Origin of the sequence: Nocardia carnea (assembly GCF_029869215.1) — a bacterium.
GTDB classification, from domain to species: Bacteria; Actinomycetota; Actinomycetes; order Mycobacteriales; family Mycobacteriaceae; genus Nocardia; species Nocardia carnea_B.
The window spans coordinates 1-26,125 of sequence record NZ_JARWPM010000131.1 but is presented as its reverse complement, the minus strand read 5'-3'; the positions used below and the strand labels follow the sequence as shown (position 1 = coordinate 26,125).

The following is a 26,125-nucleotide window of genomic DNA, read 5'->3' as shown; positions in this document are numbered from 1 at the left end:
CATGCTGATTGCCAGCCGAACCTACCCGGTCGGGAGGAAACTCTCGCATCCGCCGTCAAGCGCCATTACGAAAAAGGTGACGGGTATGCCACACCGGGGTGCTACGGGCCTATTCCGGTTTCTGGAATTGCTCGTTGCGGCCGAGGCTGCGCAGCTGGAACCACTCGCGCAACCCCGCCGGGTCGCGGCGGGTCACCAGGAAGAACCAGGAGAAACGAATCCATTCCTGCGGCAGCAGCTTTCGCATACCGGGCTGGGACATGAGATAGCCACGGTTGCGGTAGGTGAAATACCGTTTCACCGGATCGTCCGGGTACTGGGTGTGCATCCGCCCGCCCAGGATCGGTTTGAACTCGGCGGCACCGTTGGGATGCAGATACGCCGTTTGCAGACAGGTACCGAAGGGTAATCCGGAGCGCACCAGCCGCCGGTGCACCTCCACCTCGTCCCCGCGCACGAACAGCCGCAGATCCGGGACCCCGATCACATCCACGGCCTGCGCCGAGATCAGCGCACCGTTGAACAACGAGGCGATACCGGGCAGGAAATCGTCGGAGCCGAGCTCGGAACGCCGCCGCCGCCACACCAGCCCGCGACGCAGGGGAAACGCCAGCCGGTCCGGTTCGTCGATATCGCACACCACCGGCGAAACCTCCACGAGTTCGTGGCGGCGGGCGCAATCGAACAGCGTGGTGAGTACATCCGGACCGTCGGGGCGGCCGTCGTCATCGGCCAGCCACACCCAGTCCGCGCCCAGACTCAGCGCGTGCAGCATGCCCAGCGCGAACCCGCCGGCACCGCCGAGATTGTGCGCCGAACCGAGGTAGGTGGTCGGCACCGGCTGGTCGGCAACGAGTTCGGCTACCTCGCCCTCGTTACCGTTGTCGACCACGATCAGGTGATCGACCGGACGGGATTGGGTCGCCACGGCTTTCAGCGATTCGGCGAGCAGATCGCGCCGTTTATGCGTCACCACCACGGCGATGACGGTGGCGTCCGTGCTGTAGTTCACGGCCGGCAGGGCCCCCGCTGCCGCCTCCGGGCCTGACTCGCTCATGCTGTGCTGATCGGGCATGAGCGAGGGCCCTTCGTGGTTACGCTCCGCTGCCGCCTCCGGGCCTGACTCGCTCATGCTGTGTTCACCGGGCATGAGCGAGGGCCCTTCGTGGTTACGCTCCGCTGCCGCCTCCGGGCCTGACTCGCTCATGCCTGATTTCTCTCCAGTTCTCGTTCGCCGTCGGCTGCCTGCGGCTCGGGCTCGCCGGCTCCGGTGGCGGAAGTACCGGCCTTCTCGGCCTCCAGTTCCCGCAGCACCGCCGCTACATGATTACCCGCGTCGGGGCCCTCGTAGGCGCGGACCACCTCTTCGATTCCGCCGTGCAAACGGATCTGGCCGTGATCGATCCACAGCGCGGTATCGCACAGCTGGGCGAGGAATTCGTTGGAATGGCTGGCGAAAACCAGGATGCCCGAGCGGGCCACCAGTTCCTGCAGGCGGATGCGGGCCTTCTTCATGAACTCCGCGTCGACCGCCCCGATCCCTTCGTCGAGCAGCAGGATCTCGGGGTCGATGGAGGTGACCACCCCCATCGCCAGACGGACCCGCATACCGGTCGAATACGTGCGCAGCGGCATCGAGAGATATTCGCCGAGCTCGGTGAAATCGGCGATCTCGTCGATCTTGGCCAGCATCTGCTTGCGCGTCTGCCCGAGGAACAGGCCGCGGATGATGATGTTCTCGTAGCCGGAGATCTCCGGATCCATCCCGACGCCCAGGTCGAACACCGGCGCCACCCGCCCGCGGATGCGTGCGCTCCCGCGGGAGGGTTCGTAGATGCCGGAGAGCAGCCGCAGCAGCGTGGACTTACCGGCACCGTTGTGGCCGACCAGCCCCACCCGGTCGCCTTCCTTCAGCGACAGGGTGATATCGCGCAAAGCCTCCACGACCACCACGTCGGACTGGTTGCGCCCGATCGAACCGCCCGCTTTGCCGAGGAACGCCTTTTTCAGCGACCGCGATTTCGCGTCGAAGATCGGGAACTCCACCCACGCGTCGCGGGTTTCGATACTCACCTGATCGGTCATGACCGGCTGTCTCCTAAACCCAGTAGGGCACGCGCGAACGGTACTTCTTCAGGGCGATCGCGGCAGCGATCCAGCCCACCACGGTGATAGCCCCGACGATCACCCAGTGGTAGAGCTTCTGGTCGTCGCCGAGCAGCGGCGCGCGCACGATCTCCAAGTAGTGGTAGGTCGGTATCACCTCGGCGATACGGGCCCGTTCGGCGACTTCGCCGCCCTGGGCCTCCAGGCTCTTGGTGCTCCACATCACCGGGGTCAGCACGAAGAGCATCAGCGTCATACTGCCGAGGATGGGTGCGATATCGCGGTAGCGGGTGCTGAAGATTCCGAACAGGACCGAGACCCAGACGGCGTTCAGGAATACCAGGGCGAGTGCGGGAATCGCGAAGATCACCGTCCAGTGCAGGTTCTGCCACACCCCGAACAACGGGAGTACCACCAGGTAGATCGCCAGATTGTGGGCGAAGAACAGCATCTGGCGCCAGACCAGCCGGTAGACGTGCACGCTCAGCGCGGAGGGTAGCTGTTTGATCAGCCCCTCGTTGGCGATGAAAACGTCCGCGCCCTCGAGGATGGAGGCGTTGATGACGTTCCAGACGATCAGACCCACCGCGACGTACGGCAGATACTCGCGCAGCGGCTGACCGAGCAGCGCGGCGTACAGGATGCCGATGGCGGTGGCCTGCACGGCGGTGGAGATCGTGATCCAGAACGGGCCGATCACCGAACGCCGGTACCGCTGTTTGATGTCCTGCCAGCCGAGCGACAGCCATAGTTCGCGCTGCCCGAAACCGTCGCGGATATCGCGCCAGGCGCGGGCCCACGACTGGGAGTCGGGCTCGATGGGCGCCGGGGCGGCCACCTCGGCGGTATCGGTTTCGGCTACCGGGGTCTGCTCGGAACTCACGGGCTTCTCATCTGCGGCGGAGGGGTGACCGGCGGGCACCGAGCTCTCGTCGGTGCTCGCCGGATCTTCAGGGGTTACCAGGTCGGAGCGAGCGGAAGCTGCAGGCACGGTGCACGACACTACCCCGAGAACACGACCTGGTAACGCCTGGCATATACACCACCGCGTTCAGAGGTATTGCCCGGTGCCGCCGATGGAGTGTCCCTGCTGGCCACCACGGCCTTCACCGGCGTGGATACCGGGTGGCAGCGCACCCTGGCGCATCTGCTCGAGCTGCGCCCGCGCGGCCATCTGCTGGGCGAACAGCGCCGTCTGGATGCCGTGGAACAAACCTTCCAGCCAGCCCACGAGCTGCGCCTGCGCGATCCGCAGTTCCGCGTCGGAGGGGACGGCCTCCTCGCTGAACGGCAGCGCCAGCCGTTCCAGTTCCTCGCGCAGCTCCGGCGCCAGCCCCTGCTCCAGTTCGCGAATCGAGGATTTGTGGATCTCGGCCAGGCGGGTGCGGCTGGCGTCGTCGAGCGGAGCCGCCCGCACCTCCTCCAGCAGCTGCTTGATCATGGTGCCGATCCGCATCACCTTGGCGGGCTGCTCGACCATATCGGCCAGGGTTTCGGAACGGTCGCCTTCCGGCCGGTCTTCCGCTGGGTCCTCCCGGCCGGGATACGACGCGCTCGATGCGGCGCCCGGTGGCAACACCAAGGGGCGGCCTTCGGGGCCGATCACGACAACGGGATCCGATGCGTCATCCGATTGCGTCATGGTCCCCATCATGTCGTGTTCGCCGCCAACACGCTAAAGCTGGTGGTGGTGGCGTGGGTCATGCTCCCCACAGTCGGCCGGACCAGGGTTACCCGGCCACGGCCGCTGGCCTTAAAGTGGCGTGCATGACATACGACGTCGCGCGGGTCCGGGGATTGATCCCCGCTCTGGCCGACGGCTGGATCAACTTGGCTCCGCAGGCGGGCATGCTTGTTCCGGATTCTGTCTCGCGCGCGGTGTCGATCGGATTCCGTTCGTCGTCTTTCACTCATATCGGCCGTCACGGTGCCGCCAAACGCAGCGCCGATATCTTGCACGACGCCCGGGTGGCCGTCGCGGATCTCGTCGGGGCCGACCCGAGCGGGGTCGTGCTGGGGCCCGATCGCGCGGTCCTGCTGTCCTGGCTGGCCGAATCGCTGAGTTCCCGGCTGGGGCTGGGCACCGGAATCGTCCTGTCGCGGCTGGACGACGAGGCGAATGTCGCCCCGTGGCTGCGGATCGCCAACCGGTACGGCGCGCATGTGCGCTGGGCCGAGGTGGAGATCGAAACCTGTGAGATGCCGGCCTGGCAGTTCGAGGAACTCATCGGGCCCACGGCGCGGCTGGTCGCGCTGACGGCGGCCTCCCCGATCGTGGGCTCGGCGCCGTCGGTGCGGGTCGCCGCGGAACGGGTGCACGAGGTCGGCGGGCTGCTGGTCGCCGACGCGGTCGGTGCGGCGCCGTACGCGCTGATCGATATCGAGGACCTCAACGCCGATGTGGTCGCGTTGAGTGCCCCGAGCTGGGGTGGACCGCAGGTCGGCGCGCTGGTCTTCCGCGACCCCGCCTTCCTGGACCGGATCCCGTCCATGGCGTTGAACCCGTATGCGAAGGGTCCGGAACGGCTGGAGGTGGGCGGTCACCAGTACGCGCTGCTGGCCGGGCTGACCACGTCGATCGACTATCTGGCCGGTCTCGACGAACGCGCCAAGGGCACCCGCCGGGAACGGCTGGAAATCTCGGTGACCTCCCTGCAGGACTACCACGACCAGCTGTTCGACCATCTGATGAGCACGCTCGACGAGGTCAGCGGTCTCACCGTGATCGGCCGGGCCTCCACCCGCATCCCGACGGTGAGCTTCACGATCGACGGGATGCAGGCGGAGAAGATCGCGGCCGAACTGGCCGATAAGCGGATCACCGTGCTCGCCGGATCGCACGGCGGCAGCCGGCTGCTGGACGCGCTGGGCGTCAACGACGAGGGCGGCGCGGTGACCATCGGTCTCGCGCCGTACACCACCCGGCGTGAGATCGATCTGTTCGGCCGGGCGCTGTCGGCTCTGGGCTGATCAGTCGCCGCCCACCCGCAGGATCACCTTGCCGAACGTTTCGTGTTCGTCGAGCATTTCGTGCGCGCGTCCCGCTTCGGCCACCGGGATTTCGGCGTGGATCACCGGCACGATCTCCCCCTTCTCCAGCAGCGGCCAGATATGGGTGCGGACCTCGGCGATGATGGTGGCCTTGCTGCCGCGTCCGGTGGCGGGGCGGTCGCGCAGTTTGATCGCGCGGACGGTCCCGCGTTTGGCCATCAGCGCGGCCAGGTTCAGTTCGGCGTTCACCCCGCCCTGCATACCGATGATCACCACCTGGCCGTCCATCGCCAGCGCATCGACATTGCGGCCCAGATAGGCGGCGCCCATATTGTCAAGGATGATATCGGCGCCCGGACCGCCCACCCCGTGTTCGGCGCGGATCAGATCCACGAAATCGTGTTCCCGGTAGTTGATCAGCACACTCGCCCCGAGTTCGGCGCAGCGTTCGAGTTTCCCCGCCGACCCCGCCGTCACCGCGACCTTGGCGCCCAGCTGCTTGCCCACCTGGATCGCGTGCGTACCGATCCCGCTGCCACCGCCGTGGATGAGCAGCAGCTGCCCGGCGTGCAGGCCGGCGGTCATCACCAGGTTCGACCACACTGTCGCGGCCACTTCGGGGAGCCCCGCCGCCGCGGCGAGATCCAGGCCCTCCGGTACCGGCAGTACCTGCCCGGCGGGAACCACCACCTTCTCCGCGTATCCGCCGCCGGAGAGCAGCGCGCACACCCGGTCACCCACCGACCAGTCCCGCACACCGGCCCCGACCTGCGCGATCACCCCGGAACATTCCAGCCCGGGTACCGGGGTCGTCCCCTTCGGCGGGGCGTAGAAGCCGCGCCGCTGCAACAGGTCGGCCCGGTTCACCCCGGCCGCCGCCACCTCGATCAGTACCTCACCGTGCGCGGGTACCGGGTCGGGAGCGTCCGACCACTCCATGACGTCCGGACCACCGAAACCGTTCAAGTTGATCGCCTGCATCACCCCATAGTGCAGCAGCAAGCATCCGGTAGCTGTCCCCACCGCCCATGGGCGGGTCGAACCCGACGTAGTGCGATACCTGCACCTGCGCTCGGGCCTGCCGCGCCGGCCCGCGGATCCGATCGTGCTCATCTGCACCGGAAAGCGCCCGCACCGAAGCGGCCGGTGCGCCGGGAGAACAGGCACGGCCGATGCGGCCGGCGTCGGTACGCCGGCTGCTCGCCGGTCGCGCACGTGCTTCGAATGAGCTCGGGGATCGCGGCGGAGTTCGAGCAGGGCGGGTAGCCCGGTCGGCGAGCGCGGGCACCGGTTGCGCGATCGTCGCGGGCCGGCACGATTGCCGGTGCGGTCACGGCTGCGCAGGGTGCGCGCATATGCCCGTGGAAACCGCCCGGCACGGCTAGCGTGTGCGTTCGTGAGCAGCTTCATCGACTTCCAGAACGAGATCTACCTCCAGGGAATGGGCGGCGCGGTACCCGAACTGCCGATGACGGCGGACGGGTTCGAGGCGCGGGCCCGGGAGTTGCTCGACGCGCGGGCCTTCGCCTATGTGGCCGGGAGCGCGTCCAGTGAACGGACCGCCGCGGCGAATCTCGCCGCGTTCGAGCGGTACCGGCTGGTGCCCCGGATGCTCCGCGGCACCAGCGGTCCAGGTGCGCGGGATACCGCCGTCGAGGTTCTGGGCACCAAACTCGCCGCCCCCGTGCTCACCGCGCCGGTCGGGGTGCTGGAGCTGCTGCACGAAAAGGGCGAGGTCGTGGTGGCGGGGGTCGCGAAGGAACTCGGGGTGGGCACCATCCTGTCCACGGCGTCCTCGTCGACCATCGAGGAAGTGGGCGAAGCGGCCGGTGACTGGTGGTACCAGCTGTATTGGCCGGCCGACGACGAACTGGCCCGATCGTTCGTCGAACGCGCGGAACGGGCCGGGGCGAAGGCGATCGTGGTCACCGTCGATACGCCGTCCCTCGGCTGGCGCCCCCGCGATCTCGAACTCGCCCACCTGCCGTTCCTGCTGGGTAAAGGTATCGCGAACTACCTCTCCGACCCCGTTTTCCGCGCCAAGCTGCCCGCCCCGCCGGAGGAGAGCGAGGACGCCATGCGGATGGCGATCCTCACCTGGGTCGGCCTGTTCGGCAACCACTCTCTGCGCCCTGTCGACCTGGCCAAACTGCGTGAATGGACCGATCTGCCGATCGCGGTGAAGGGCATCCTGCACCCCGACGACGCCCGCCTGGTGGTCGACGCCGGCGCCGACGGGGTGCTGGTGAGCAACCACGGCGGCCGCCAGATCGACAACTCGATCGCCGCCCTCGACGCGCTGGCCCCGATCGTCTCGGCCGTCGGCGACCGCGCCGATGTGCTGTTCGACTCCGGTATCCGCACCGGCTCCGACGTTCTGTCCGCGCTGGCCCTCGGCGCCAAAGCCGTCTGCTTCGGCCGCCCCTGGGTCTACGCCCTCGGTATCGCCGGAGCCCCCGGCGTCCGGCATGCCCTGCGCCTGCTGCTCGCCGATTTCGATTCCGCCATGGGCCTTTCCGGCTGCGCCGACCTCGCCGGTATCAGCCGCGACCTGCTGGCGGTCCCGCGCTGAGGGGCCGGGCGGATTTCGGCCGCAGCCGGGGGCATCGGTTAACATCGAGGCCCTGGAGACGTGGCAGAGCGGCCGAATGCACTCGCCTTGAAAGCGAGAGTCGTGAGAGCGACCGGGGGTTCAAATCCCTCCGTCTCCGCCACTACCCGACCATACGATCGCGGTGCGCACGGTACGCACCGCGATCGGTGGATCATGTCCGGCTTACACGCGCGGGCGCGAGACCTGCAGTGGGTCGTGCGGACATTCGCGCCGCTACCGTTCGACAATGGGGTGTGGGAGCACCCCTGAAGGGGAGGGATTTCAATGGCCGAAGAGCTCGAAGTCGATCCTGCTGAGATCGATAAGTTCGCGGCGAGCTTGAAGAAGCTGGCGGACGAGAACGCGAACGCCACCGCGTACATCGATAAGTGGCTGCGGGTCGACAACACGGTCTGGGGCGACGGGGGGCTGATCCGCGTCGGCCTCGGTGCCATCAGTGAGGCGTACAACGCGCTCAAACCGAACTACGAGACATTGGGCAGGCTGTCCGAAGCGGCGGCGACCGAACTGACTGCGGTAGCCCAGATGTACCGGACCACGGACAAGGCGAACGCCGCGGCGCTGGATCGCACGTACCCGGGCGGTAAATAATGGCCGGCACACCCGCCGAGAAATTGGCAGAGCCCGCTCTCGAAGACCCGATGAACGACAAGTTCGAGTTTCTGGTGACCGCCAATGAGATCTCACCGACCTACTGGGCGTGCACGTGGAGCAAAAACGTGCTCGGTGTGGATCCCGTGGAATGGTTCGCACAGAAAATCACCGGCGACTGGGAGGCCCTCCAGAAAGCGGGAAAGGCCGTCGAGAACCTCGCGGCCTACAGTTCGAGCTTCTCGGATGAGATCCAGAAGGCCGCGCAGGCGGTGGATACCACTTGGGACGGCAATGCGGCGACCAGCGCGCAGACGTACTTCGCAGAACTGTCCACCGCGGTCGCGGCGCAGGTGGATTCGCTGAACGCCATCGCCGACGAAATCAAGAATTTCGCCAATGCGGCCTACTACGGCGCAAAGTCGATCGGCGATGCGGTGCAGACCCTGCTGGACTTGGCGGCCATTGCCATCATCCAATGGGCCGCGGTGAAGGTTTCGGCAGCGACGGGCGTCGGTGCGGTCGCTACGGCGGCGCTGATTGCGGCCGCTACTTTGAGCACCATCCAGGTCATCAAGGAATTCGAGTTGATCGCTGCCGCGTTCTCGTCGATCTATCTCGGCTTGGAAGGGATTGCCGGACTCATTTACGCAGGTGTGGGCGCCGTACAATCCGGCGACCTGACTGCGCTGCCGCAGAAACCCTACGACCATCCCGGAGCCTGAGGTGACCACCCCCGAACCGATACACGACCTTGCACGGGGCGACGTCGCGGTGTCGCGCCAACTCTCCAAGGCCCTCCAGGTCATCATGGCCGGCACGACGGATCCGCAGCTGAAGAATCAGATCCGCGCCATCCTCGACGGCCGCGGCAGCGCCCGCGAATTGATGCGCAGCGATGCATTCAATGTGGTCCTCGACCGGACCATGCCTGCGGCCATGCAGCAGTTCGCGGATATGCCCGAGGAAGAACGGCAGCGGTTCGCCGCCCAGGGACAGGCCCAGCTCGACCAACTCCGCGATCAGCCGGCGCAGCGGTTTGTGGCGCCTCGGCCACCCGGACCGCCGCCGGCACCACCGGCCGAGCCGCAACCGGCCCCGGCCGCTACCGCACTTACGGGACGACGGAGGTCATACAAGGACCAGATCGTCACCCCCGACGAGCCCGACGAGGACGATATCTACTTCAGCGAGCGTCGGAAGAACGGGTGGCTGCAGTGACCGGGCGGCCCCAGGTGCTGTTCGAGACCGAAGTGGATACGGACCGTATACCGGCCTTCTCAGCGGCTCCGCTGGAATTGATCCTCGTCGAGAAGTTCCCCGATGTGTGCAGTGAGCACGGCCTGCCGTCCGTCGAAAGCCGGCCTTTCGTGGTGAATTCAATGGGGATGCCGGGGTCCGAGCTGCCGACCCTACGAGTGTTCCTCAGGTCGATTACGCTACCCGCGCGGCCGCAGCGGAATTACGGATTCCAGGCGCGTGTGCGGTTCGAGTACCCGGCCTGTGAGCTCTGCTTGCGCGAGATCGTTAGGAGCAGGCGAATCGCGCTGCTGGCGTTGCTTGCGGTCGTACTCACGGGCGCGGCACTGGCGGCCGCGATCGTTCTCGGCGTCGAACAGCTCTATATACCGCTGGGTCTAGCGGCTGTCCCGGGATGTTTTCCTGTTGCGCTGGCTGTGGCCGTTATTGCGTGGACGAGGTCCGGCTACTTCGCGGACGTCTGGTTATCGGATACCACCGATCACCTGATTGTGTCAGCGCACCCGGACTTTGCCACCGCGGTCGACCGGCGGCGTGCCGGTTCACACTGATCGCCGCTGGGGCCCGGCAGCCGGGCAGATGAGGTGGCCTTCCCCGGCACGACCGGAATCTGCGGCTGCGTCGGCCGGTCGGTTGCGTACGGTGGACACGTGACGGAATCGAGCGATGAAACCCCTGGTCCGGGCACCGCGCCGGAGCCGGTGCGGTGGCCCGCTGTGCTCACTTGGCGCTCGCACGACCACTCGCGCATGGAATCGGTCCGGGTAACGCTGAACGGTAACCGGGTCCGGGCGAGTGGGCGGATCATCGGCGGGGGCTGCGGGGAGCATCCCGCGTTCAGCGCCTCCTACGACCTGGTCACCGACGAGAACGGGGCGACCAGACGGCTGTCGCTGCGCAGCACCACCGCGGCCGGGGAGCGGCACGCGTCGATCGCGCGCGACGAGGAGAACTACTGGCTCATCGACGCCACCGACGTCCACATCCGGTCGGCATTCGGCGGTGCGCTGGACGCCGATGTGGTGCTCAGCCCGTTCTTCAACACTCTGCCGATCCGCCGGTTCGGTCTGCAGCACGCGATGGAGGATGTGCAGGTACCGGTGGTCTACGTCGGCCTGCCGGACCTGTCGGTGCAAGAAGCCGATCTCACCTACAGCAGCGCGGGCGACGGGATCAGCGTGCTCTCACCGGTCTCCAGCGCCACCCTCACCGTCGACCCCGACGGTTTCGTCCTCGACTATCCAGGCCTGGCCGCCCGGATCTAGCCTCTACTCCGGGGCGGCACCGGGTGTCTGTCCCGGATATGCCCGGACGTCTTCGCCTGGTTCCGCGGGATGAGAAATCGCCGGATCCGGGCCGTCGCCTGGGCACGGCCGCCCGATACCGATCGGCTCCGTCGACGGGCATGCCGCGGTGGCTCGGTGTCCAGCGGGTGCCGGGGCGCGGTTACCGACCGGGCGCGGGCGGGCCGAGGCGGGTGATCACTCCACCCGCCCGGCCTGCTTCCTGCAGTTGCTCCAGCCAGCCGGGCGCTCCCGGCTCGATATCGGTGATCTCCCAGCGTCGCGCGGTTTCGTATCGCTGCCGGGCGGTGTGCCCCGCTGTGGTCAGCTCGGCGAGGGAGGTGTGCGCGCTCAGTGCCTCGCGGACCTCGGTGAGTGCGGTGAGTGTTTCGTCGAGCACCGCCAGTAGGGCATCGGCGTTCGGTTCGCAGATCGCGCGCACCAGTTCGGGTGCGGTCGCCGCGACCCGGGTGCCGTCGCGGAAGGATCCCGCGGCCAGCCCGAGCGCGAGGTCACCGCCCCGCGCCCCGGCCACCGCCAGCGCCTCGGCCAGTACATGCGGCAGATGTGAGATGCGGGCGACGGCGCGATCGTGTTCGGAGGCGATCACCGGGACCACTACCGCCCCGCAGTCCAGTGCCAGCCGCGTCACCCGTGTCCAGACCTCTGGATCGGTGCCGGGATCCACCCCCACAGCCCACGCGGCATCGCGGAACAGATCGGGATCGGTTGCCTGCCAGCCCGACTCGGCCGTGCCCGCCATCGGATGCCCGCCCACATACCGTTCCTCCAGGCCGTACCGCCGTACGGCCGCCGCGACCGGGGATTTCACACTCACCACGTCGGTCAGCGGGCATTGCGGCGCGTACTGCGCGATGGCGTCCAGCATCGGGTTCACCGCCGGCATCGGCACCGCCACCACGATCAGCGCGCCGGTTCCGGCGGCTCGGCGCAGTACCGATTCCAGGTCGCCGGTTACGTCGAATCCGGCGCTCTGGGCGGCCGCCACGCCCGGGGCCGAGCGGTTGTATCCCCACGCGGTGTATCCGGCCGCGGACACCGCACGCAGCAGTGATCCGCCGATCAAACCCGTCCCGAGAACACAGAGCGCCATATGGTCGTCAGCAGTCACCGGAACAGATTCGCATACGAGTTCATCTAACGGCCTCCAGCCGACTACCGTTGCGCCCATGGCAGCACAGCGCTCGGGCACGAACAGGGCGACGTCGGACGATTACGACGACGTCGAGGGGTTCGCGGTGGCCGTTGTCCGGGAAGACGGTACATGGAAATGCAGTCCGCTGACACCGGCCGCGCTCACCACATTGTCCGCCGCGGAGAACGAGCTGAAGGCACTCCGTTCCTCCGGGGCGGTTTTCGGACTCCTGGACGTCGACGACGAATTCTTCGTCGTGGTCCGGCCCGCTCCCAGCGGCACCCGCCTGCTGGTGTCGGATGCGACCGCCGCGATCGACTACGACATCGCGGCCGACGTTCTGGAGGAACTGCATATCGAGATCCCCGATATCGACCCCGACGATCTGGACGACACCGAACCGTGGGAGGAGGGTGACCTCGGCATCCTCGCCGATCTGGGTCTGCCGGAGCCGGTGTTCAGCGTGATCCTCGCCGAAACCGACCTCTATCCCGACGAGCAGCTCGCGATGATCGCCGAGCGGCTCGGCTTCGCCTCGGAATTCTCCGCGGTGCTGGACAAAATGCAGAGGTGAGCGGCCCGCTCTCCGATACCGAGATGGTGCGGGCGGCGCTCGCCGCCGCCCGCACCGCCGATCCACGCGATGTTCCCGTGGGCGCGGTGGTGTTCGACAGCCGGGGCCGGGAGCTCGCCCGCGCCACCAACGCCCGCGAAGCCACCGGCGACCCCACCGCACACGCGGAGGTCTTGGCCCTGCGCCGCGCCGCCGCGGTACACGGCGACGGCTGGCGCCTCACCGGCACCACTCTGGCGGTGACCCTCGAACCGTGCACGATGTGCGCCGGTGCCCTCGTCGCGGCGCGTGTGGACCGGCTGCTGTTCGGTGCGTGGGAGCCGAAGACAGGGGCGGTGGGGTCGCTGTGGGATGTGGTCCGCGACCGCCGCCTCAATCACCGCCCGCAGGTGCGCGGCGGAATCCTGGAAGCCGAATGCGCGGCGGTCCTCGATACCTTCTTCCGATCCCAGCGTGAGCCGCGCGCGTAACCCCAGGTCGAGGCCCGATTTAGAGGATAGGCCGCCGGTCCGGTATCGTAACGGGCGGTGGCGTGTCCGAGCGGCCTAAGGAGCACGCCTCGAAAGCGTGTGAGGGGTAACCCCCCTCCGAGGGTTCAAATCCCTCCGCCACCGCCACAACCTCCCACCCGATTGCCGGTGGGAGGTTTTTTCTGCTGTCTCGGCGGCGTTCGCGGTGTGCCCGCATTCTGCCGGGCGGTAGCCCACAGGGATGGGACCAGCGGGCCGGTCGAGGTTGCTGTCGCAGTGCGTGAGTGGGCGCTTCAGCCGATCACGAGCAGTCCTACCGCGAGCATCGCGATGATCAGCCCGGTAGCTCTCACCCGGGTGAGCTTCTCACCGAGCACCACCAGTCCGAGCACTACCGGGATGACCGGATACAGCGAGGACAGCACCACCGCGATCACCACCAGTTGTTCTCGGCCGGCAAGGAGGTAGCAGATCAGGGCTATCGCCGCAGCGGCGCCGGCCGCGAGCGACCACGCCAGGATGTCGGAGCGCGGCCGCTCGCGGGTACCGCTCAACAGCGGCAGCAGAGCGAGGATCGCCGCCACCCGCCCGGCGACCACCGGCCATATCCCCGCGACCGGATCGCTCTGCGCCAGCGCAAGATACTGCACCGCGATGCCGACCCCCGCGACCAGCGCGTCACCGGTGCCCGCCGATGTGCCGTCGGCGTCACCACCAGCACGAGACACCAGCCACAGAGCCGGAATCGCCACGGCCACCCCGGCCCAGGACAACGCCGCCGGGCGTTCGCCGAGCCACAGCACCCCGGCCAGCACCGGTAACGCCACACCGGTGACAGCGCTGACCGGTACGACGATGCTCATGGCGCCACGGCTGAGGCCCCGGAAGAGGAACAGCATGCCCGTACCGGTGCCCAGGCCGGAGAGCACGCCCCAGAGCATGCTTTCCTCATCCCACCGGCCGGGGAACAGCGGCGCCGCGGCCAGTGCCACGACCAGCCCGCCGAGCTGGCCAAGTACGGCGACCACACGTAGATCGATTCGTCGCGCGAGCAGCCCACCGGCGAAATCGGAAACACCGTAGGCGGCCGCGGAGGCCAGAGCCAGCGCCGCGCCCGCCGTCATCCGGCCCGGTCCCGTTCGGCTCGGCCGGCCGTGACCGGTGCGCCGATCGGGCACGATCGACGATCACAGAGCCGGTACGGCAGATCGGCGCTGCCGATATCGGAGTACCGACCGGTCAGCAGCTTGTCCGGTAGTAACACCAGGGTCTGCCGCTCGGAAGCGTCGAGCGGGTCGAGAACATGACCCAACTCCTCGCCGCGGGCGGCCATGCCGGTGTCCTCGGCCTCCCGTTCGAGCATTACCTCGGTGACCGCCAAGGCTCCCGGCCCGAACAGATCCGCCGGCCACATCTCATGCATGACTCATGCATAACACGGTGGGCGGGTCCGGTCTACCCCGATGCGGGTGTCGTACGAATGACCCACGGTGTCTGTCGGCAGGTTGTCAGCCCCTGCGCCTATCGTGCGGGCATGTCCGATCACACTTGTCATCGGCGAATCAGCGTCGACGGGATCGATACTTTCTATCGGGAGGCCGGTTCCCCCGATGCGCCGGTGCTTCTCCTTCCGCACGGCTATCCGGCTTCCTCGTTCGCCTATCGCCGACTTCTCCCTGCCCTGGCCGATCGCTGGCGACTGATCGCGCCCGATTTCCCCGGCTGTGGCTACACCGCCGATCCCGAGGACTTCGCCTACGATTTCGACGGATACGCCCGATGGCTTTCGGCCTTCACGGAAACGTTGGGTGTGGATCGGCACGCGCTGTGGTTACACGACTTCGGCTCGCAGATCGGGCTGCGCTACGCGATTGCGCATCCCGAGCGCATCGCTGCGCTCGTTATCAGCAACGGCGATATCTATCGCGATACGCTGGGCCCCAGATATGCTCTATTGCAACGCTATTGGGATGATCCGTCGCTCGAGAACCTCGCTGCCATTCAAACCGCGGTGAGCTCTGACGGCTTTCGTGAAGAAATTCTCAACGATGTCGGTGCAGAGCTGGCCGAGCGGATCCCACCGGACATGTGGGAGCTGCATTGGCATCTGATGACCGATCGCCGGCGCGATATCGCGGTGCGGGTCATCGCCGGCCTCCGCGACAACCTCGCCTGGTTCCCCCGGTACCAGGCCTACCTGCGTGATCACCGGCCGCCCACGCTCCTGCTGTGGGGCCCGCAAGACAGATACATGCCCGAGGAGTCCGCCCGCGCGTACCTCCGTGATCTCCCCGAAGCAGAACTACACCTACTCGAGGCAGGACACTGGGTCCTCGAGACCGCATTCGAGGAATGTGTCGCAGTACTCCGCCCCTTCCTCGACCGAGTCCTCAGCGGCAGGGAAGCCTGAACAGTCCGGCCGGCCGAGCGAATCGGTGGCGCGCGGCCGGATCGTGAGTGGCGGGCCGTCAGCGAGCTGGAATCGTGAAACGCCGCACTCATGCATGGTCGGAATTCGCTGCGTTTCGCGACAGGCGGTATCTCCGAATATCAACCCCGAACGCCGATCGAGCCGCGCAGCCCTGACGTGAAGTAAAAAGGGGTCCAGGCATCCGGGTCGAGTGTTCGCCGAGTTCACGATGCTCCGTTCTCGGTGTTTCACTCGTGCAGTGGATATCGATGCGCTGGCGAGAGATGAGCGGGAAGAGCTCGCCGACCTGGTCGGAAGCTTGTCGGAGGACCAGTGGGACCAGCCGAGCCTGTGCGGCTCCTGGAGAGTGCGCGAGGTCGCGGCGCATGTACTCGCGTACGGGCAGCTGACGCCGACGCGCGCTGCGGCACACCTCGTCCAGGGGCGATTGCTCGAAGCGATCAACGCGGCGGGAGCGGCGCAGTATGCGAATTGCACTCCCACGCAGCTGGCCGGCCTCCTCCGCATGAATCTCCAGCCGACCGGCTTGACCGCTGGATTCGGCGGGCGGGTGGCGCTGGTAGAGGCGATGATCCACCAGCAAGATATCCGGCGGCCGCTCGAGCTTTCACGGGCCATTCCTCCGCACCGGTTGCGAGTGGCTTTGAGTTTCACCCCGTGTGATTCGGCCGCACGAACTCACCGGGGGAGCCGTTCGCCGCTGCCCGCAAAGCAAGAAACCCGCGCCGTGGCGCGGGTTTCTGTGTTGGTCGGCTGCTAGATCGCGCGGACGCTCTGAGCCTGCGGGCCCTTCTGGCCCTGCTCGATATCGAACTCGACGCGCTGTCCCTCGTCGAGGGTTTTGAAGCCGGAGCCGGAAATCGCGGAGTAGTGGACGAAAACGTCAGGGCCGCCACCGTCTTGCGCGATGAACCCGAAGCCCTTTTCGCCGTTGAACCACTTCACACTGCCTTGCGACATACTATTGTTTTACTTCCTGTTGCGAGCCGGGCAATCACTTCAACAACCCGTGCTCGCTCTCCAGCATGCCACAGATCGGCCACCACCCGCCGAACGGCCAGGTCACACCCGGTCACCTGCTCGTCATCCAGGGCCGTCCGGTCGCACCCTTCGCGGATTCAGGGCTTGTGGGTGCGGGGTTCGGTACCGTGCTGCCGCGAGGTCGGGCGGGCCGCTGGATGGCGTTCGAGGTGCAGGGTGCATGCCGGGTTCGTCCGTGGCAGGGTGCGCACAGCGGCTTCCAGCATCGGTGGGGGTCCGCATACGTAGACCGCGGTGCCCGGGCGGGCCCGGGCGAGCAGGTCTGCCATGTCCGGGCTGCCGAACTCGTCGTCGGGCCGGACGATCGCGTTCGGCACCTGGTCGAGGAATGGCATGGATTCCGCCGAGCGGCCGGTGTAGACGAGTGTGCCGCGGCGACCCGCCGCACGCGCCATGGGGAGGAGAGCGGTGATACCCATACCGCCCGCGATGAAAAGGTAGTCGTCGGCGTCGACGAACGGGTAGGTGTGGCTGGGTCCGTGGACTCTGAGAAAGTCGCCGCTGCGCAGGTTTTCGTGAATTTCGATCGATCCGCCGTTGCCGTGCGGCATGAGCCGGACGGCGATCCGATAGGCGGATCGGTCGCGCGGATCGCCGCACAGCGAGTACTGCCGCTGCCGGCCGGAGGGCAGGAAGACATCGAGGTGGGCGCCGGGTAGCCAGGCCGGTAACGGCTCCCCCTCGGGATCGACCAGCACCACGGCGACCACATCGACAGCTTCCCGCTGGATCGCGGCGACAACGAGATTTCGGTTGAAACCGCTGTGCCACAGCAGCTTCGAGCGCGGCAACACCGACGAGGGCCGGTGCGTGACGAATATCGAGCGGCATGCGTCCACGGCCGCACCGATCATCTGGAAGCCGCGCGGCGGCACCTGGGTGCCCATCAGCTCGGCCCGGGTAGTAGGGCAGCTGGATGTACCACGGAGAAACAAGCGGATGCTTGGGTGGTCTGCACCATTCGGCGAATCTACATGGCAACACAAACTATGGCAATGTTGCAATATTGCGAGTGCAGGGTGGGCGTTTGCGACCGGGCCGATAGGTGTTTGCGCCGACGGTGCTCTTGCTAGCGTTAACCCATGTCCGCCGCGTACACATCGTCCCCTGGGCTGCAGGATGGTATCGAGGCCCGCATTCTGGACGCGGCGTTGATCAGATTCGGCGAGTTCGGTGTCAAGAAAACCACCATCGAAGATATCGCCCGCCAAGCCGGTGTAGACCGGGTGACCATATACCGCCGCGTCGGTTCCCGTGACGATGTGGTGCAGGCGGTGGTGAGCCGTGAGGTCGCCGCCGTGCTCACCGAGGTGGACGCGATCTCCACCCGCCACGAACGCCTCGACGACCTGATCGCCGACATCTTCGTCACCGTGATCACCCGCTGGCGCGAGCACGCCCTGGTCAAACGCATGCTCGATGTGGAGCCGGAGCGGATCCTGGAAAAGCTCACCGTCGAGGGCGGCCCGGTGTTCGCCATGTCGGTCGCCGCCGCCCACACCGCCCTGTGCCGCGCCGCCGATTCCGGCCTCCTGGACGAACCCGCCGACCTGCTGACCCGCGCGGAACTCGTGTGCCGCCTGGTCCACTCGTTCATCCTCTGCCCCTCCGGCCTGGTCCCGCTGGACTCCGACGACCAGCTCGACGAATTCGCCCGCACCTACGTAGTCCCCATGGTCACCGGTTGACCCTCGCACACGCGTAGCGGCGGGAACCGGCCGTTTCGCCCGAACGATATCGGCAGCGCCAGGACTGGCATACGCTGCTTCGGTGCGACATGCCCGAGCCCGGGGATTGCCTCCCGCGGCCGCAAGCGATTTCGTGGGACGCGACCGGGAACTGGAAAAAATCGGAATGGCATTGCTGGGCGGTTCCCGCCTGGTGACCTTGATCGGCGCGGGTGGTATCGGCAAGACCCGGCTCGCCACCGAGGCCGTTGCGCGCTTCCACCGGGCCAAACGGGTACCGGTGCATTGGGTGCGGCTGGCGGTGCTGGCCCGCGGCGCGGACGCGACAGCGATCGAGGAACAGATCGCGGGCGCGGTGATCGAAACCGATTTCTCCGGGAGATCGGCCTGGGACGCGGTACTGGGCACGCTGCGCCGCAGCGACGCCGCCGGCCGGGCTGTGCGCACGATCCTGGTGATGGACAACTGCGAACATGTGCTGGACGGGGCGGGAGCGGTGATCGCCGACCTGCTCGACGCGGTTCCCGGGCTCACCGTGCTGGCCACCAGCCGCGAGGCAATCGGCTGGGTCGACGAACAGCTGGTGCCGGTACCCGCATTATCGGCCGAACAGGCGCTGGTGCTGTTCGGCGCCCGCGCGGCGCTTGCCGGCCACCCGCTCGACCGGGGCGATACCGGCCCGGCAGCGGCGATCTGCCGGCATGTGCACAACCATCCGCTCTATATCCGGCTGGCTGCCGCGCGCCTGTCGCGGCAGCCGTTGCCGCTGATCCTGCGTGACCTGACCGGCGAGGCGGGCGACCGGCGGTTGCAATGGCAGCACGGACCGCGGGTCGGCGCGGACGCCCGGCACCGCGGTATCCGCGATGTCATCGCCTGGTCCTACGAGCTCTGCGGGGAGAAGGAGCGGCTGCTGTTCGACCGCCTGTCGGTGTTCGCGGCCGGGTACGACGCGGATGTCGACAGCACGGACGCGGCGGTCCAGGACATCGGCGCCGAACTGGAGGCCGTCGCGGCGGTCTGTTCCGACGACGAGCCCGGCGGATTGGCCCGCACCGAAATCGAGGGCCTGCTGGAACGGCTGGTGGATCAATCCCTCGTCTCGATCCACCTGAGTGAAACCACCGTGCGGTATTCGCTCACCGAAACCTTTCGCGTCTTCGCCCAGCAACGCCTGAACGAAAGACCCGCGGAAGCCGACCGGCTGGCGCGCCGGCATCGGCGCTACTACCGGGACAAGGTCGTTGCCGCCCAAGCCAGTTGGTACGGGCCCGATGAGCAGGTGATGCTCGAGTGGGCACGGGCCGCCTGGGACAACCTGCAGTGCGCCATGGCGGGCAGTATCGCCACCCCCGGTGAGGCGGCGGTCGGGCTGGAGATCGCCGCCGGGCTGATCGCCCTGCGCACGCCGTTCTTCACCGGCTCGCTGCGGGAACTGCGCCGGTGGGCCGAGCGCGCACTCGCGGCCAGCCGGGACCTCGATCCCGAGCCGGTGCCGCTGCAGGTGGTGACGATGTCGCTGATCGCCTGGGTCGGCCTGTGCCAGGGACTGCATCGCGATGCCGCACTCCTGCTCGACGAATGCGTGGCCCGCTGCCTGCCCGGCACCGCTGACCGGCCGAATTGGCGCGCGGACCCGGACCGTGACCTGGGATTGCCCGCCGCGGTCGAATTCGCCCGCGGCGCCGAGCTGATGCTGGCGCACTCCGATATGCGCGCGATCGCTGTACTGGCCCGGGCGCGGGCGCGCTTCGCCGCCGAAGGGAACGCGGGCGGCGTCGCGATGAGTGAGCTTTTCGAGGCACTGGCCGCCGCGTTCTTCGGTACCCCTGAACAGGCATTGGAGACCAGTCGCGCCCACTACCGCAACGCGGAGAGCTCCGGAGCTCCGTGGGCGTCTTCCTGGGCGGCGCTGGCATGGGTGATCGCGTCGGGCAAACACGGCGATCCGAACGAGGCGCTCGGGCTGGGCCGGGCGACACTGTCGAATCAGCTCGCGATGCGCGACCGATGGGGTGCGGCGTGGGCCGTGCAGATCCAAGCCTGGACGCTGGCCCGCCTGGTCGCCGCGGCGGGCGATGATCCTGCGGTGGACGTGACGGCGCACGCCCGCGATATCGCGCGCCTGCTCGGCGGCGGCGCCACGCTCCGCGCCGGGCTGGGCGTGAATATCGACAACCTCGGCCCGTTCGCCGCCGAGACCGGGTTCGCCGCCGAAACGGCGCGAAATATTCTGGGCGACACAGATTTCGCGGACGCCGAACGGGAGGGCGGGCAACTGCGGCCGGATTTCGGTGAGGTAGCGCAGCTGGCGCTGGGGAACCTGTCCATGGACCGGCTGCCCGTGGAACATCCGGTCCGGCGCGGGCGCCCGTCACCGTGGCAGCAGCTATCGGTGGCCGAGCAGGAGGTCGCCCTGCTGGCGGCGGCGGGCTGGACGAACACGGCCATCGCCGCCCGGCGCGGCAGCTCCTACAAGACCGTCGATGCCCAAATGGCCGCTGTCCTGAACAAATTGATGATCGGCTCACGCGGCGAGATCCACGCACTCGTGCCGCCCGACCGCAGAAGCCAGGTCACAAAGGAGGCCGCGCGCAGGCCACAACGGGGCCGGTCGCACCCCCGTTCCCGGTGACCGCCGCGGGACGGACATCCGGCTCTACCGATGCCCTTCGGCTACCTATCGGGCGACCATTGAGCCTTGCTCCGCGCACAGCCGTCGAAAACTCGCGGCCGCGGACTGTCCCACACCGATGATCGTCGCCTCCGCTGGAGTTCTCCATCGTGCACACACCCCTGACCGATATCGGCCGCCGCACCTCACCCGCCGAGATCGACGCGACCCGCGTCCCGCTCTACACACCCGAGTTCGCCGCCGATCCGCAGGGGGCGTACCAGCGGATGCGCGACAGTTACGGCTCACTCGTACCGGTCGAACTGGCGCCCGGGGTGCCCGCGACACTGGTGGTCGGATATCGCGCGGCCCTGCGAATTCTCAACGACCCCGAGCGCTTCCCCGCCGACCCGCGGATCTGGCAACGTGATGTCGCGGCCGACTGCCCGGTGTTACCGGTCCTGGAGTGGCGGCCGGCCGCCATTCGCAGCGCGGGCGCGGACCATGTCCGCTACCGCAGCGTGAACACCGCCGGTATCGAAGGGGTGGACCTGCACACCCTGCAGACGGTCGTCGGGCGGATCGCCGTGCCCCTGATCAACTCTTTTTCTGCGACCGGCGCCGCCGACCTCGTCACCCAGTACGCCTTCCCGCTGGCGTTCGAATCGATCAACGCGATGCTGGGTTGCCCGCCCGAGATCGGCAGGAAGGTCGCCGCGGCCACCCAAGCGGTGTTCGACGGGGTAGACGCCGAAGCGGGGAACCGGATGCTCAGCGCGGCGGTGCTCGAACTGGTCGAGCGCAAACGCCACGCACCGGGCGACGACATCACCTCGCATCTGCTGGCTCATCCCGCGGGCCTGGACGAGTCGGAATTGATCCATCAGATCGTCGTCCTCTACGGCGCGGGGATCGAGCCGCTGCAGAACCTGATCGTCAACACTCTGCTGCTGATCCTCACCGACGAACGGTTCGGGGGCAATCTGCTCGGCGGCGCGCTGTCCACGCGGGACGCGCTGGACGAGGTGCTGTTCGAAGACCCGCCGATGGCGAATTTCAGTGTCACCTACCCGCGCCGGCCGGTCCTGATCGACGAGGTCTGGCTGCCCGCCCACCAGCCGGTGGTGATCAGCCTGGCCGGGTGCAACAACGACCCGGCGATCCGTGCCGGTGACCATACCGGCAATCGGTCCCATTTGGCCTGGGGTGCGGGACCACACGCCTGCCCGGCCAAGGCGGCGGCGTATCTGATCGCCCAGGGGGCGATCGACCAACTGCTCGATGCGCTGCCCGACCTGCGGCCCGCGGTACCCGTCGACGAGCTCACCTGGCGCCCCGGTCCGTTCCATCGGGCCTTGGCCGCGCTGCCGGTGTCCTTTCCACCGGCGCCACCCCAAGCGCTGCCCTGAACGCGCGAGGTCTATTCGCTACGCCGTCGGCGCGGCTCAGTGGACCGGCCGGCCCGCATACTCGCCGAATGCGGTGAGGCGAGCCATATCGGCAGGACGGGCGAAGGTGTCGGCGAACGCGTTCGCGAGAGCGGGATCGCCCTGGGCGGCCGCCATGAGCTGTTGCAGTTCGGCGGGCGGGGCCAGTATCGCCGCCGTCCAGCGCGCCGCGGGATGAGCGACTCCGGTGAGCCAGGGCTGCGCGGCCGAACTCATCCAGGCCCGGTCGAACGGCCCGTCCGGCCGGGCCAGTATCGCGGTGGCGTAGGCCGCGGCGCAGTGGGCGGCGTTGTTCGCGCCCTGGGCGCCGCCGGGGTCCATCCGGCACACCACATCGCCGCCGCCGAGAACCGGACGCCCGGACGGAAGAGTTCCCACCGGCCGCCGCACGGCCGGGGTCACCGCGCCCGCGGTGGCGGCGCCGCCATCGGTCAATTCGGCGTCGCGATAGCGGTCCGCTAGGTCGGCGGGCAGCACCGATTCGAGCAGGCGCACGGCTCGGTGGAACCGCTCGACAGGACCCGGATGGTCGGCGAAGACATCGAGCGGACCGCCGGGCATCGCCTCGATCAGCAGCATTTCACACCGCCGTTCCCGGCCGGGTGCCCCGGTGAGACCCGGGTAGGAGATGATTTCACCCAGTCCGGGCAGCGACACATAGGTGCCGAGGTCGTCGGGATCGGCCGGAACGCCGTCCAGGTAGAAAACCGCCAGCTGCCGCGCGGGACCGGCCGCGGCCGGCCATCCGGTGTCGGCGGGAAAGCAGGCGGCCAGCTCACCGGATGCCCGGGTGACCACGGTCAGATCGGCACGCGCCGCCCGCTGCTCGACGTCGGCCGTCGAGGGGTCGGCGATCTCCAGTACGCCACCGGCGTCCACATAGTCGGTGAGCCACCGCGCGAAAACCGTCCGCTGATCGACGCTCTGAGCCGGCCGCGTGAACCGGCCCGTCCACTCCAGAATTCGCTGGGCGTCCATCACCACGGTCAGCCGGATGCCCGGAATCTCGGGTGCCCGGGAACGCCAATGCCCCAATTGAGCAGCCTCTTCCAGGTCGAGCGTTGCCGGGAACTTCACTTGGGTACTGGTCACAGTGCCGTTCAGCACGGCACCGGCGTCCCGCGCGGTGACCAGCGTGACCGCCTGACCACCCCGCAGCAGTCGATGCGCCAGCGGAAGCCCGCATTCGCCCGCTCCCAGAATCTGAATATTTCCCATCACGCGCCCTTTCCTCGCCGGATCCCGCGCTCCACCGGTTGTCATCGTCGGCGAATAGGTAGGACCGGCACATCGGTAACGGGCGGCGCATGGTCCCGGCAGCGTCGGCCCGGGCGGGGTCGGTCGTGGCGATTCCGGTTCCCGGCAGGTCGCGCACCTGGCCGTGCCGGCGGGCGGCTTTCCCGCGCCTTCCTGAAATGCCCTGCCGGGCGAGAGCTCCGGCAGGGCATGGGTTCAGTAGGAGACGACCGCGGTGGCGTACGGCTCGAGCGGGGCGATGCCTTCTACAGGGATGGTCGTGTGCTCGGCGGCGACCTGTTCGAGTACCGGCGTTCCGTGGCTGTCGGGCAGGTTCACGGCGACGGGGTAGGCGGTTTTGTTGACCAGCAGGAGTTTCCGGTCGCCGGCGGCCGTCAGGAATGCCTGGGCGTGGAACCGGGGGTCCGGATATCCGGGGAAGCCGGCGGTGGTGGCCACCAGAGCGTCGCCCTTGCCGAAATGCCGGAGCAGCAGGGCGAGTGCCTGGTAGCGGGCATTGGGTGCGCCCGTCTCCCAGTCGATGAGGCTGACGCCGGGGATCATGCCGGGGTAGTCCATGAACTCGGCGATGCCGACCAGGTCGATGCCGAGGGCGACGAGATTCGACCAGAGGTACGACTGGACCGAGCCGCTCAGCGCCCAATAGCTTTCCGGGATATCGGGTTCGGGGTTCATGATATCGGCCGGGTAGGAACCCAGCTCGTTGATGAAGGTGGCGGTGCCGGGCGCCAAGCGTGTGCGGATGGAGTCGATGAAGCGGACCTGATCGAGGAACGCGTCGGCCTGGGAGTAGAACAGATTGCGCCACTGGTCGCTCGGTGCGTTGCCGAGTGCGGCGAACGGGTTGACGATCTCGGGCTGGGCGTAGAAGTGATAAGAGATCGCGTCGACCGGGATACCTGCGGCGTGGTTGGCCGGGTCGAGGAAATGCCAGAAGTACTCCGGCTCATGATGGATATGGCTGAGGGAGAGCCCGATGAACTTCATCTCGGGGTCCAGCGGAGCCAGGCGCGTGACCACGGCGTCGTAGAGCGCGGTGTAGGTCGCGGGCGACAGCCGGTGATTGAGATCGGGTTCGCAGAGCACTTCCCAGTAGGCGAAGCGGTACCGGTGGCCCGATTCGTGCCACCGGCCCAGCTCGTCGGTGAAACCGCCGGCGATGTACCAGCTCGCGACCCGGTAGAAGTAGTCGGCGACTTCCTGGAAGGTCGGGTCGCGCAGTTCGGTGCCCTGTTCGTAGTCCCAGTGGATCTCGTCGGGGTCGTCGGAAACCTCCACCGGTTCGGGGGTGACGAACATCCAGGCCGGGATCGTCGCGAAGTTCGCCACGACGGGCCGGCCCTCGGCCGCCGCGACGAAGTCCTCGACGAAAGGGTCGAGCAGGTCGAAGTTCCACGAGGTGGAATCGGCGGTCGGCGGGGTGAGTTCGGGGACCGCGATCCGGGGCTGGCTGAACCAGGGCAGGAAGCGGGCGAGATCGGCGCGGAGCTCGCGCAGGGCGGCGAACGCCTTGTCGTGGATCGGGGATCCGCGGCGCAGCGGCGGCGCGGTCCACAGATGTGTCGTGAGTGTGGTCCGGGAGGTGCCGATCGGCTCATCCCAGTTCACCTGCACGGCGGCGGGTGGGGGTTCGATGGTCGTCATGTGCTGGTTCCTTCCTTGGGGTCGCGCGGCAGGCCGAGGGCGGGCAGGATGGCCTGATCCACGATCGCGGCGCGTGTTTCGGCGTCGGGCAGGTGCCCGGTGTCGAGTTGATGTTTGATCACCAGCGCTTCGCCGATATCGACGACAACCGGTGTGACCAGGCGGGGATCGATATCACCGCGCTGGGCGTAGTGCTCGATGACGGTGCGGGTGAACCGGCCGCCGTGGCTGTCGAAAACCCGGGTGTAGAGCGCTTCGACGAGATCCGGCCGGCGTTGCCGCTCCGCGAGTATCGCCGCGACGGCCGGTGCCGTCGGCGCACCGAGCCAGCCGACCAGCTGTTCGAGGGAAACCAGCAGGTCCGACCGCAGCCCACCCCCCTCGACGGAAACCCGCTCCACCGGGTGGGCATGGGCGAGGGCATCGAGCAGTAGATCCTCGACCGTCTGCCAATGCCGGTAGATCGAGGTCTTCGCCACCCCCGCCCGGCGCGCGACCCCTTCGATCGCGAGCTTGCCCAGCCCTTTCTCGGCGACTTCGGCGATGACTGCCGCCCGGCAGGTTTCGAGTACATCCTCGAGCGAGCGGCGGCGTCCCGGTTGCTCGGCGTCGGTGACCATGCCGCAATATTAGATACGGTTACGTAGCTACGCAACCGTATCTATCTCTACGCGTAGGACGCGAGGATCACCCCGGCGGAAGTTGTGTGCGAGTCGATGAGCCGCAGTCGCCTGCTCGGCCGGCCCGTGCGGAACAGCCGCGCGCCCTCGCCGGCCAGGACCGGATAGATCTCCAGCCGCAACTCGTCGACCAGGCCGGGCGGCGAAAGCACGGCCACCTGGCGGGGGGGGGGGGGGGGGGGGGGGGGGGGGGGGGGGGGGGGCGGGGGCGCGGGCCCCGCCGCCCCCCCCCCCGCGGGCGCGCGGAGACCCCACGAGGGGGGGGGAGGGGGGGGGG

The 26,125-nt window shown here is 67.9% G+C and carries 28 protein-coding genes and 2 tRNA genes; 16 read left to right on the top strand and 14 right to left on the bottom strand.

What is annotated here, in order from left to right:
• Nucleotides 1-109 precede the first annotated feature (109 nt).
• The 4 genes from glfT1 to QH276_RS08390 all read right to left on the bottom strand — a co-directional run bounded on the left by glfT1 (nt 110) and on the right by QH276_RS08390 (nt 3,748).
• The gene (gene glfT1 / locus QH276_RS08405) at nt 110-1,057 is read right to left on the bottom strand and encodes a galactofuranosyltransferase GlfT1 (RefSeq protein ID WP_280401012.1); all 948 of its coding nucleotides are present in this window, start codon (nt 1,055-1,057) and stop codon (nt 110-112) included.
• A 146-nt stretch (nt 1,058-1,203) separates the two neighbouring features.
• Entirely contained in the window at nt 1,204-2,085 is an 882-nt protein-coding gene (wzt, locus tag QH276_RS08400; RefSeq protein WP_280401011.1) for a galactan export ABC transporter ATP-binding subunit Wzt/RfbE, read from the bottom strand.
• A 13-nt stretch (nt 2,086-2,098) separates the two neighbouring features.
• On the bottom strand, nt 2,099-2,989 hold the full coding sequence (gene wzm / locus QH276_RS08395; RefSeq protein WP_432278699.1) for a galactan export ABC transporter permease subunit Wzm/RfbD: 891 nt from the start codon (nt 2,987-2,989) through the stop codon (nt 2,099-2,101).
• Nucleotides 2,990-3,157: 168 nt separating this feature from the next.
• A complete protein-coding gene (locus QH276_RS08390; RefSeq protein WP_280401010.1) occupies nt 3,158-3,748 on the bottom strand; it encodes a bacterial proteasome activator family protein in 591 nt (196 codons plus the stop codon).
• 125 nt (nt 3,749-3,873) lie between these two features.
• Between QH276_RS08390 and QH276_RS08385 the strand changes: the two genes are divergently transcribed.
• Entirely contained in the window at nt 3,874-5,076 is a 1,203-nt protein-coding gene (locus QH276_RS08385) for a cysteine desulfurase-like protein (protein WP_280401009.1), read from the top strand.
• On the opposite strand, the gene QH276_RS08380 is transcribed toward QH276_RS08385, so the two are convergent.
• Entirely contained in the window at nt 5,077-6,078 is a 1,002-nt protein-coding gene (locus QH276_RS08380) for an NAD(P)H-quinone oxidoreductase (protein ID WP_280401008.1), read from the bottom strand.
• A gap of 415 nt (nt 6,079-6,493) precedes the next feature.
• On the opposite strand from QH276_RS08380, the gene QH276_RS08375 reads away from it, so the two are divergent.
• The 7 genes from QH276_RS08375 (at nt 6,494) to QH276_RS08345 (ending at nt 10,827) form a co-directional block, all read left to right on the top strand.
• Nucleotides 6,494-7,669 carry a lactate 2-monooxygenase gene (locus QH276_RS08375; protein ID WP_280401007.1) on the top strand — a complete coding sequence of 392 codons (1,176 nt, stop codon included), beginning with the start codon at nt 6,494-6,496 and terminating at the stop codon, nt 7,667-7,669.
• 54 nt (nt 7,670-7,723) lie between these two features.
• A tRNA-Ser gene (locus QH276_RS08370) sits at nt 7,724-7,811 on the top strand.
• Nucleotides 7,812-7,975: 164 nt separating this feature from the next.
• The gene (locus QH276_RS08365) at nt 7,976-8,302 is read left to right on the top strand and encodes a type VII secretion target (RefSeq protein WP_280401006.1); all 327 of its coding nucleotides are present in this window, start codon (nt 7,976-7,978) and stop codon (nt 8,300-8,302) included.
• Between the two features lie 50 nt (nt 8,303-8,352).
• Nucleotides 8,353-9,027 (top strand): WXG100 family type VII secretion target, encoded by a 675-nt coding sequence (locus QH276_RS08360; protein ID WP_280401005.1) that lies wholly within the window; start codon nt 8,353-8,355, stop codon nt 9,025-9,027.
• Between the two features lies 1 nt (nt 9,028).
• Nucleotides 9,029-9,523: a hypothetical protein gene (locus tag QH276_RS08355; RefSeq protein WP_280401004.1), complete on the top strand. Its 495-nt coding sequence runs from the start codon at nt 9,029-9,031 to the stop codon at nt 9,521-9,523.
• Nucleotides 9,524-9,537: 14 nt separating this feature from the next.
• Nucleotides 9,538-10,113, top strand: coding sequence for a hypothetical protein (locus QH276_RS08350; protein ID WP_280401003.1), 576 nt, complete (start codon nt 9,538-9,540; stop codon nt 10,111-10,113).
• 99 nt (nt 10,114-10,212) lie between these two features.
• Complete coding sequence (locus QH276_RS08345; RefSeq protein ID WP_280401002.1) at nt 10,213-10,827, top strand: putative glycolipid-binding domain-containing protein; 615 nt, start codon at nt 10,213-10,215, stop codon at nt 10,825-10,827.
• A gap of 181 nt (nt 10,828-11,008) precedes the next feature.
• On the opposite strand, the gene QH276_RS08340 is transcribed toward QH276_RS08345, so the two are convergent.
• Nucleotides 11,009-11,959 carry a prephenate dehydrogenase gene (locus tag QH276_RS08340; RefSeq protein WP_280401027.1) on the bottom strand — a complete coding sequence of 317 codons (951 nt, stop codon included), beginning with the start codon at nt 11,957-11,959 and terminating at the stop codon, nt 11,009-11,011.
• A 76-nt stretch (nt 11,960-12,035) separates the two neighbouring features.
• Between QH276_RS08340 and QH276_RS08335 the strand changes: the two genes are divergently transcribed.
• The 3 genes from QH276_RS08335 to QH276_RS08325 all read left to right on the top strand — a co-directional run bounded on the left by QH276_RS08335 (nt 12,036) and on the right by QH276_RS08325 (nt 13,192).
• Nucleotides 12,036-12,575 (top strand): tRNA adenosine deaminase-associated protein, encoded by a 540-nt coding sequence (locus tag QH276_RS08335; protein WP_280401001.1) that lies wholly within the window; start codon nt 12,036-12,038, stop codon nt 12,573-12,575.
• Between the two features lie 23 nt (nt 12,576-12,598).
• Nucleotides 12,599-13,045 (top strand): nucleoside deaminase, encoded by a 447-nt coding sequence (locus QH276_RS08330; protein WP_280401026.1) that lies wholly within the window; start codon nt 12,599-12,601, stop codon nt 13,043-13,045.
• Nucleotides 13,046-13,101: 56 nt separating this feature from the next.
• A tRNA-Ser gene (locus tag QH276_RS08325) sits at nt 13,102-13,192 on the top strand.
• Between the two features lie 146 nt (nt 13,193-13,338).
• On the opposite strand, the gene QH276_RS08320 is transcribed toward QH276_RS08325, so the two are convergent.
• Together QH276_RS08320 and QH276_RS08315 are read right to left on the bottom strand one after the other, a co-directional pair.
• Nucleotides 13,339-14,169 (bottom strand): EamA family transporter, encoded by an 831-nt coding sequence (locus QH276_RS08320; protein ID WP_280401000.1) that lies wholly within the window; start codon nt 14,167-14,169, stop codon nt 13,339-13,341.
• The gene (locus tag QH276_RS08315) at nt 14,166-14,468 is read right to left on the bottom strand and encodes a hypothetical protein (protein ID WP_280400999.1); all 303 of its coding nucleotides are present in this window, start codon (nt 14,466-14,468) and stop codon (nt 14,166-14,168) included. The genes QH276_RS08320 and QH276_RS08315 overlap by 4 nt, the downstream gene beginning before the upstream one ends.
• A 57-nt stretch (nt 14,469-14,525) precedes the next feature.
• Between QH276_RS08315 and QH276_RS08310 the strand changes: the two genes are divergently transcribed.
• Together QH276_RS08310 and QH276_RS08305 are read left to right on the top strand one after the other, a co-directional pair.
• Complete coding sequence (locus QH276_RS08310; RefSeq protein ID WP_280400998.1) at nt 14,526-15,455, top strand: alpha/beta fold hydrolase; 930 nt, start codon at nt 14,526-14,528, stop codon at nt 15,453-15,455.
• A gap of 259 nt (nt 15,456-15,714) precedes the next feature.
• Nucleotides 15,715-16,236 (top strand): maleylpyruvate isomerase family mycothiol-dependent enzyme, encoded by a 522-nt coding sequence (locus tag QH276_RS08305; protein ID WP_280400997.1) that lies wholly within the window; start codon nt 15,715-15,717, stop codon nt 16,234-16,236.
• Here the strand turns inward: QH276_RS08305 and QH276_RS08300 are convergent.
• Both QH276_RS08300 and QH276_RS08295 read right to left on the bottom strand, forming a co-directional pair.
• Nucleotides 16,233-16,436, bottom strand: coding sequence for a cold-shock protein (locus QH276_RS08300; protein WP_280400996.1), 204 nt, complete (start codon nt 16,434-16,436; stop codon nt 16,233-16,235). The genes QH276_RS08305 and QH276_RS08300 overlap by 4 nt on opposite strands.
• Before the next feature lie 158 nt (nt 16,437-16,594).
• Nucleotides 16,595-17,404, bottom strand: coding sequence for a ferredoxin reductase (locus QH276_RS08295; protein WP_280400995.1), 810 nt, complete (start codon nt 17,402-17,404; stop codon nt 16,595-16,597).
• Between the two features lie 195 nt (nt 17,405-17,599).
• Between QH276_RS08295 and QH276_RS08290 the strand changes: the two genes are divergently transcribed.
• From QH276_RS08290 to QH276_RS08280, 3 genes are all read left to right on the top strand, one after another.
• A complete protein-coding gene (locus QH276_RS08290; protein ID WP_280400994.1) occupies nt 17,600-18,205 on the top strand; it encodes a TetR/AcrR family transcriptional regulator in 606 nt (201 codons plus the stop codon).
• Nucleotides 18,206-18,287: 82 nt separating this feature from the next.
• Nucleotides 18,288-20,840, top strand: coding sequence for a helix-turn-helix transcriptional regulator (locus QH276_RS08285; protein ID WP_280400993.1), 2,553 nt, complete (start codon nt 18,288-18,290; stop codon nt 20,838-20,840).
• 149 nt (nt 20,841-20,989) lie between these two features.
• On the top strand, nt 20,990-22,228 hold the full coding sequence (locus QH276_RS08280; RefSeq protein WP_280400992.1) for a cytochrome P450: 1,239 nt from the start codon (nt 20,990-20,992) through the stop codon (nt 22,226-22,228).
• A 36-nt stretch (nt 22,229-22,264) separates the two neighbouring features.
• Here the strand turns inward: QH276_RS08280 and QH276_RS08275 are convergent, their stop codons facing one another.
• The 4 genes from QH276_RS08275 to QH276_RS08260 all read right to left on the bottom strand — a co-directional run bounded on the left by QH276_RS08275 (nt 22,265) and on the right by QH276_RS08260 (nt 26,000).
• Nucleotides 22,265-23,485, bottom strand: coding sequence for a styrene monooxygenase/indole monooxygenase family protein (locus QH276_RS08275; protein ID WP_280401025.1), 1,221 nt, complete (start codon nt 23,483-23,485; stop codon nt 22,265-22,267).
• Nucleotides 23,486-23,719: 234 nt separating this feature from the next.
• Entirely contained in the window at nt 23,720-25,168 is a 1,449-nt protein-coding gene (locus QH276_RS08270) for a hypothetical protein (RefSeq protein ID WP_280400991.1), read from the bottom strand.
• A complete protein-coding gene (locus QH276_RS08265) occupies nt 25,165-25,788 on the bottom strand; it encodes a TetR/AcrR family transcriptional regulator (RefSeq protein WP_280400990.1) in 624 nt (207 codons plus the stop codon). The genes QH276_RS08270 and QH276_RS08265 overlap by 4 nt, the downstream gene beginning before the upstream one ends.
• A gap of 47 nt (nt 25,789-25,835) precedes the next feature.
• The gene (locus QH276_RS08260; protein ID WP_280406685.1) at nt 25,836-26,000 is read right to left on the bottom strand and encodes a dihydrofolate reductase family protein; all 165 of its coding nucleotides are present in this window, start codon (nt 25,998-26,000) and stop codon (nt 25,836-25,838) included.
• Nucleotides 26,001-26,125 lie beyond the last annotated feature (125 nt).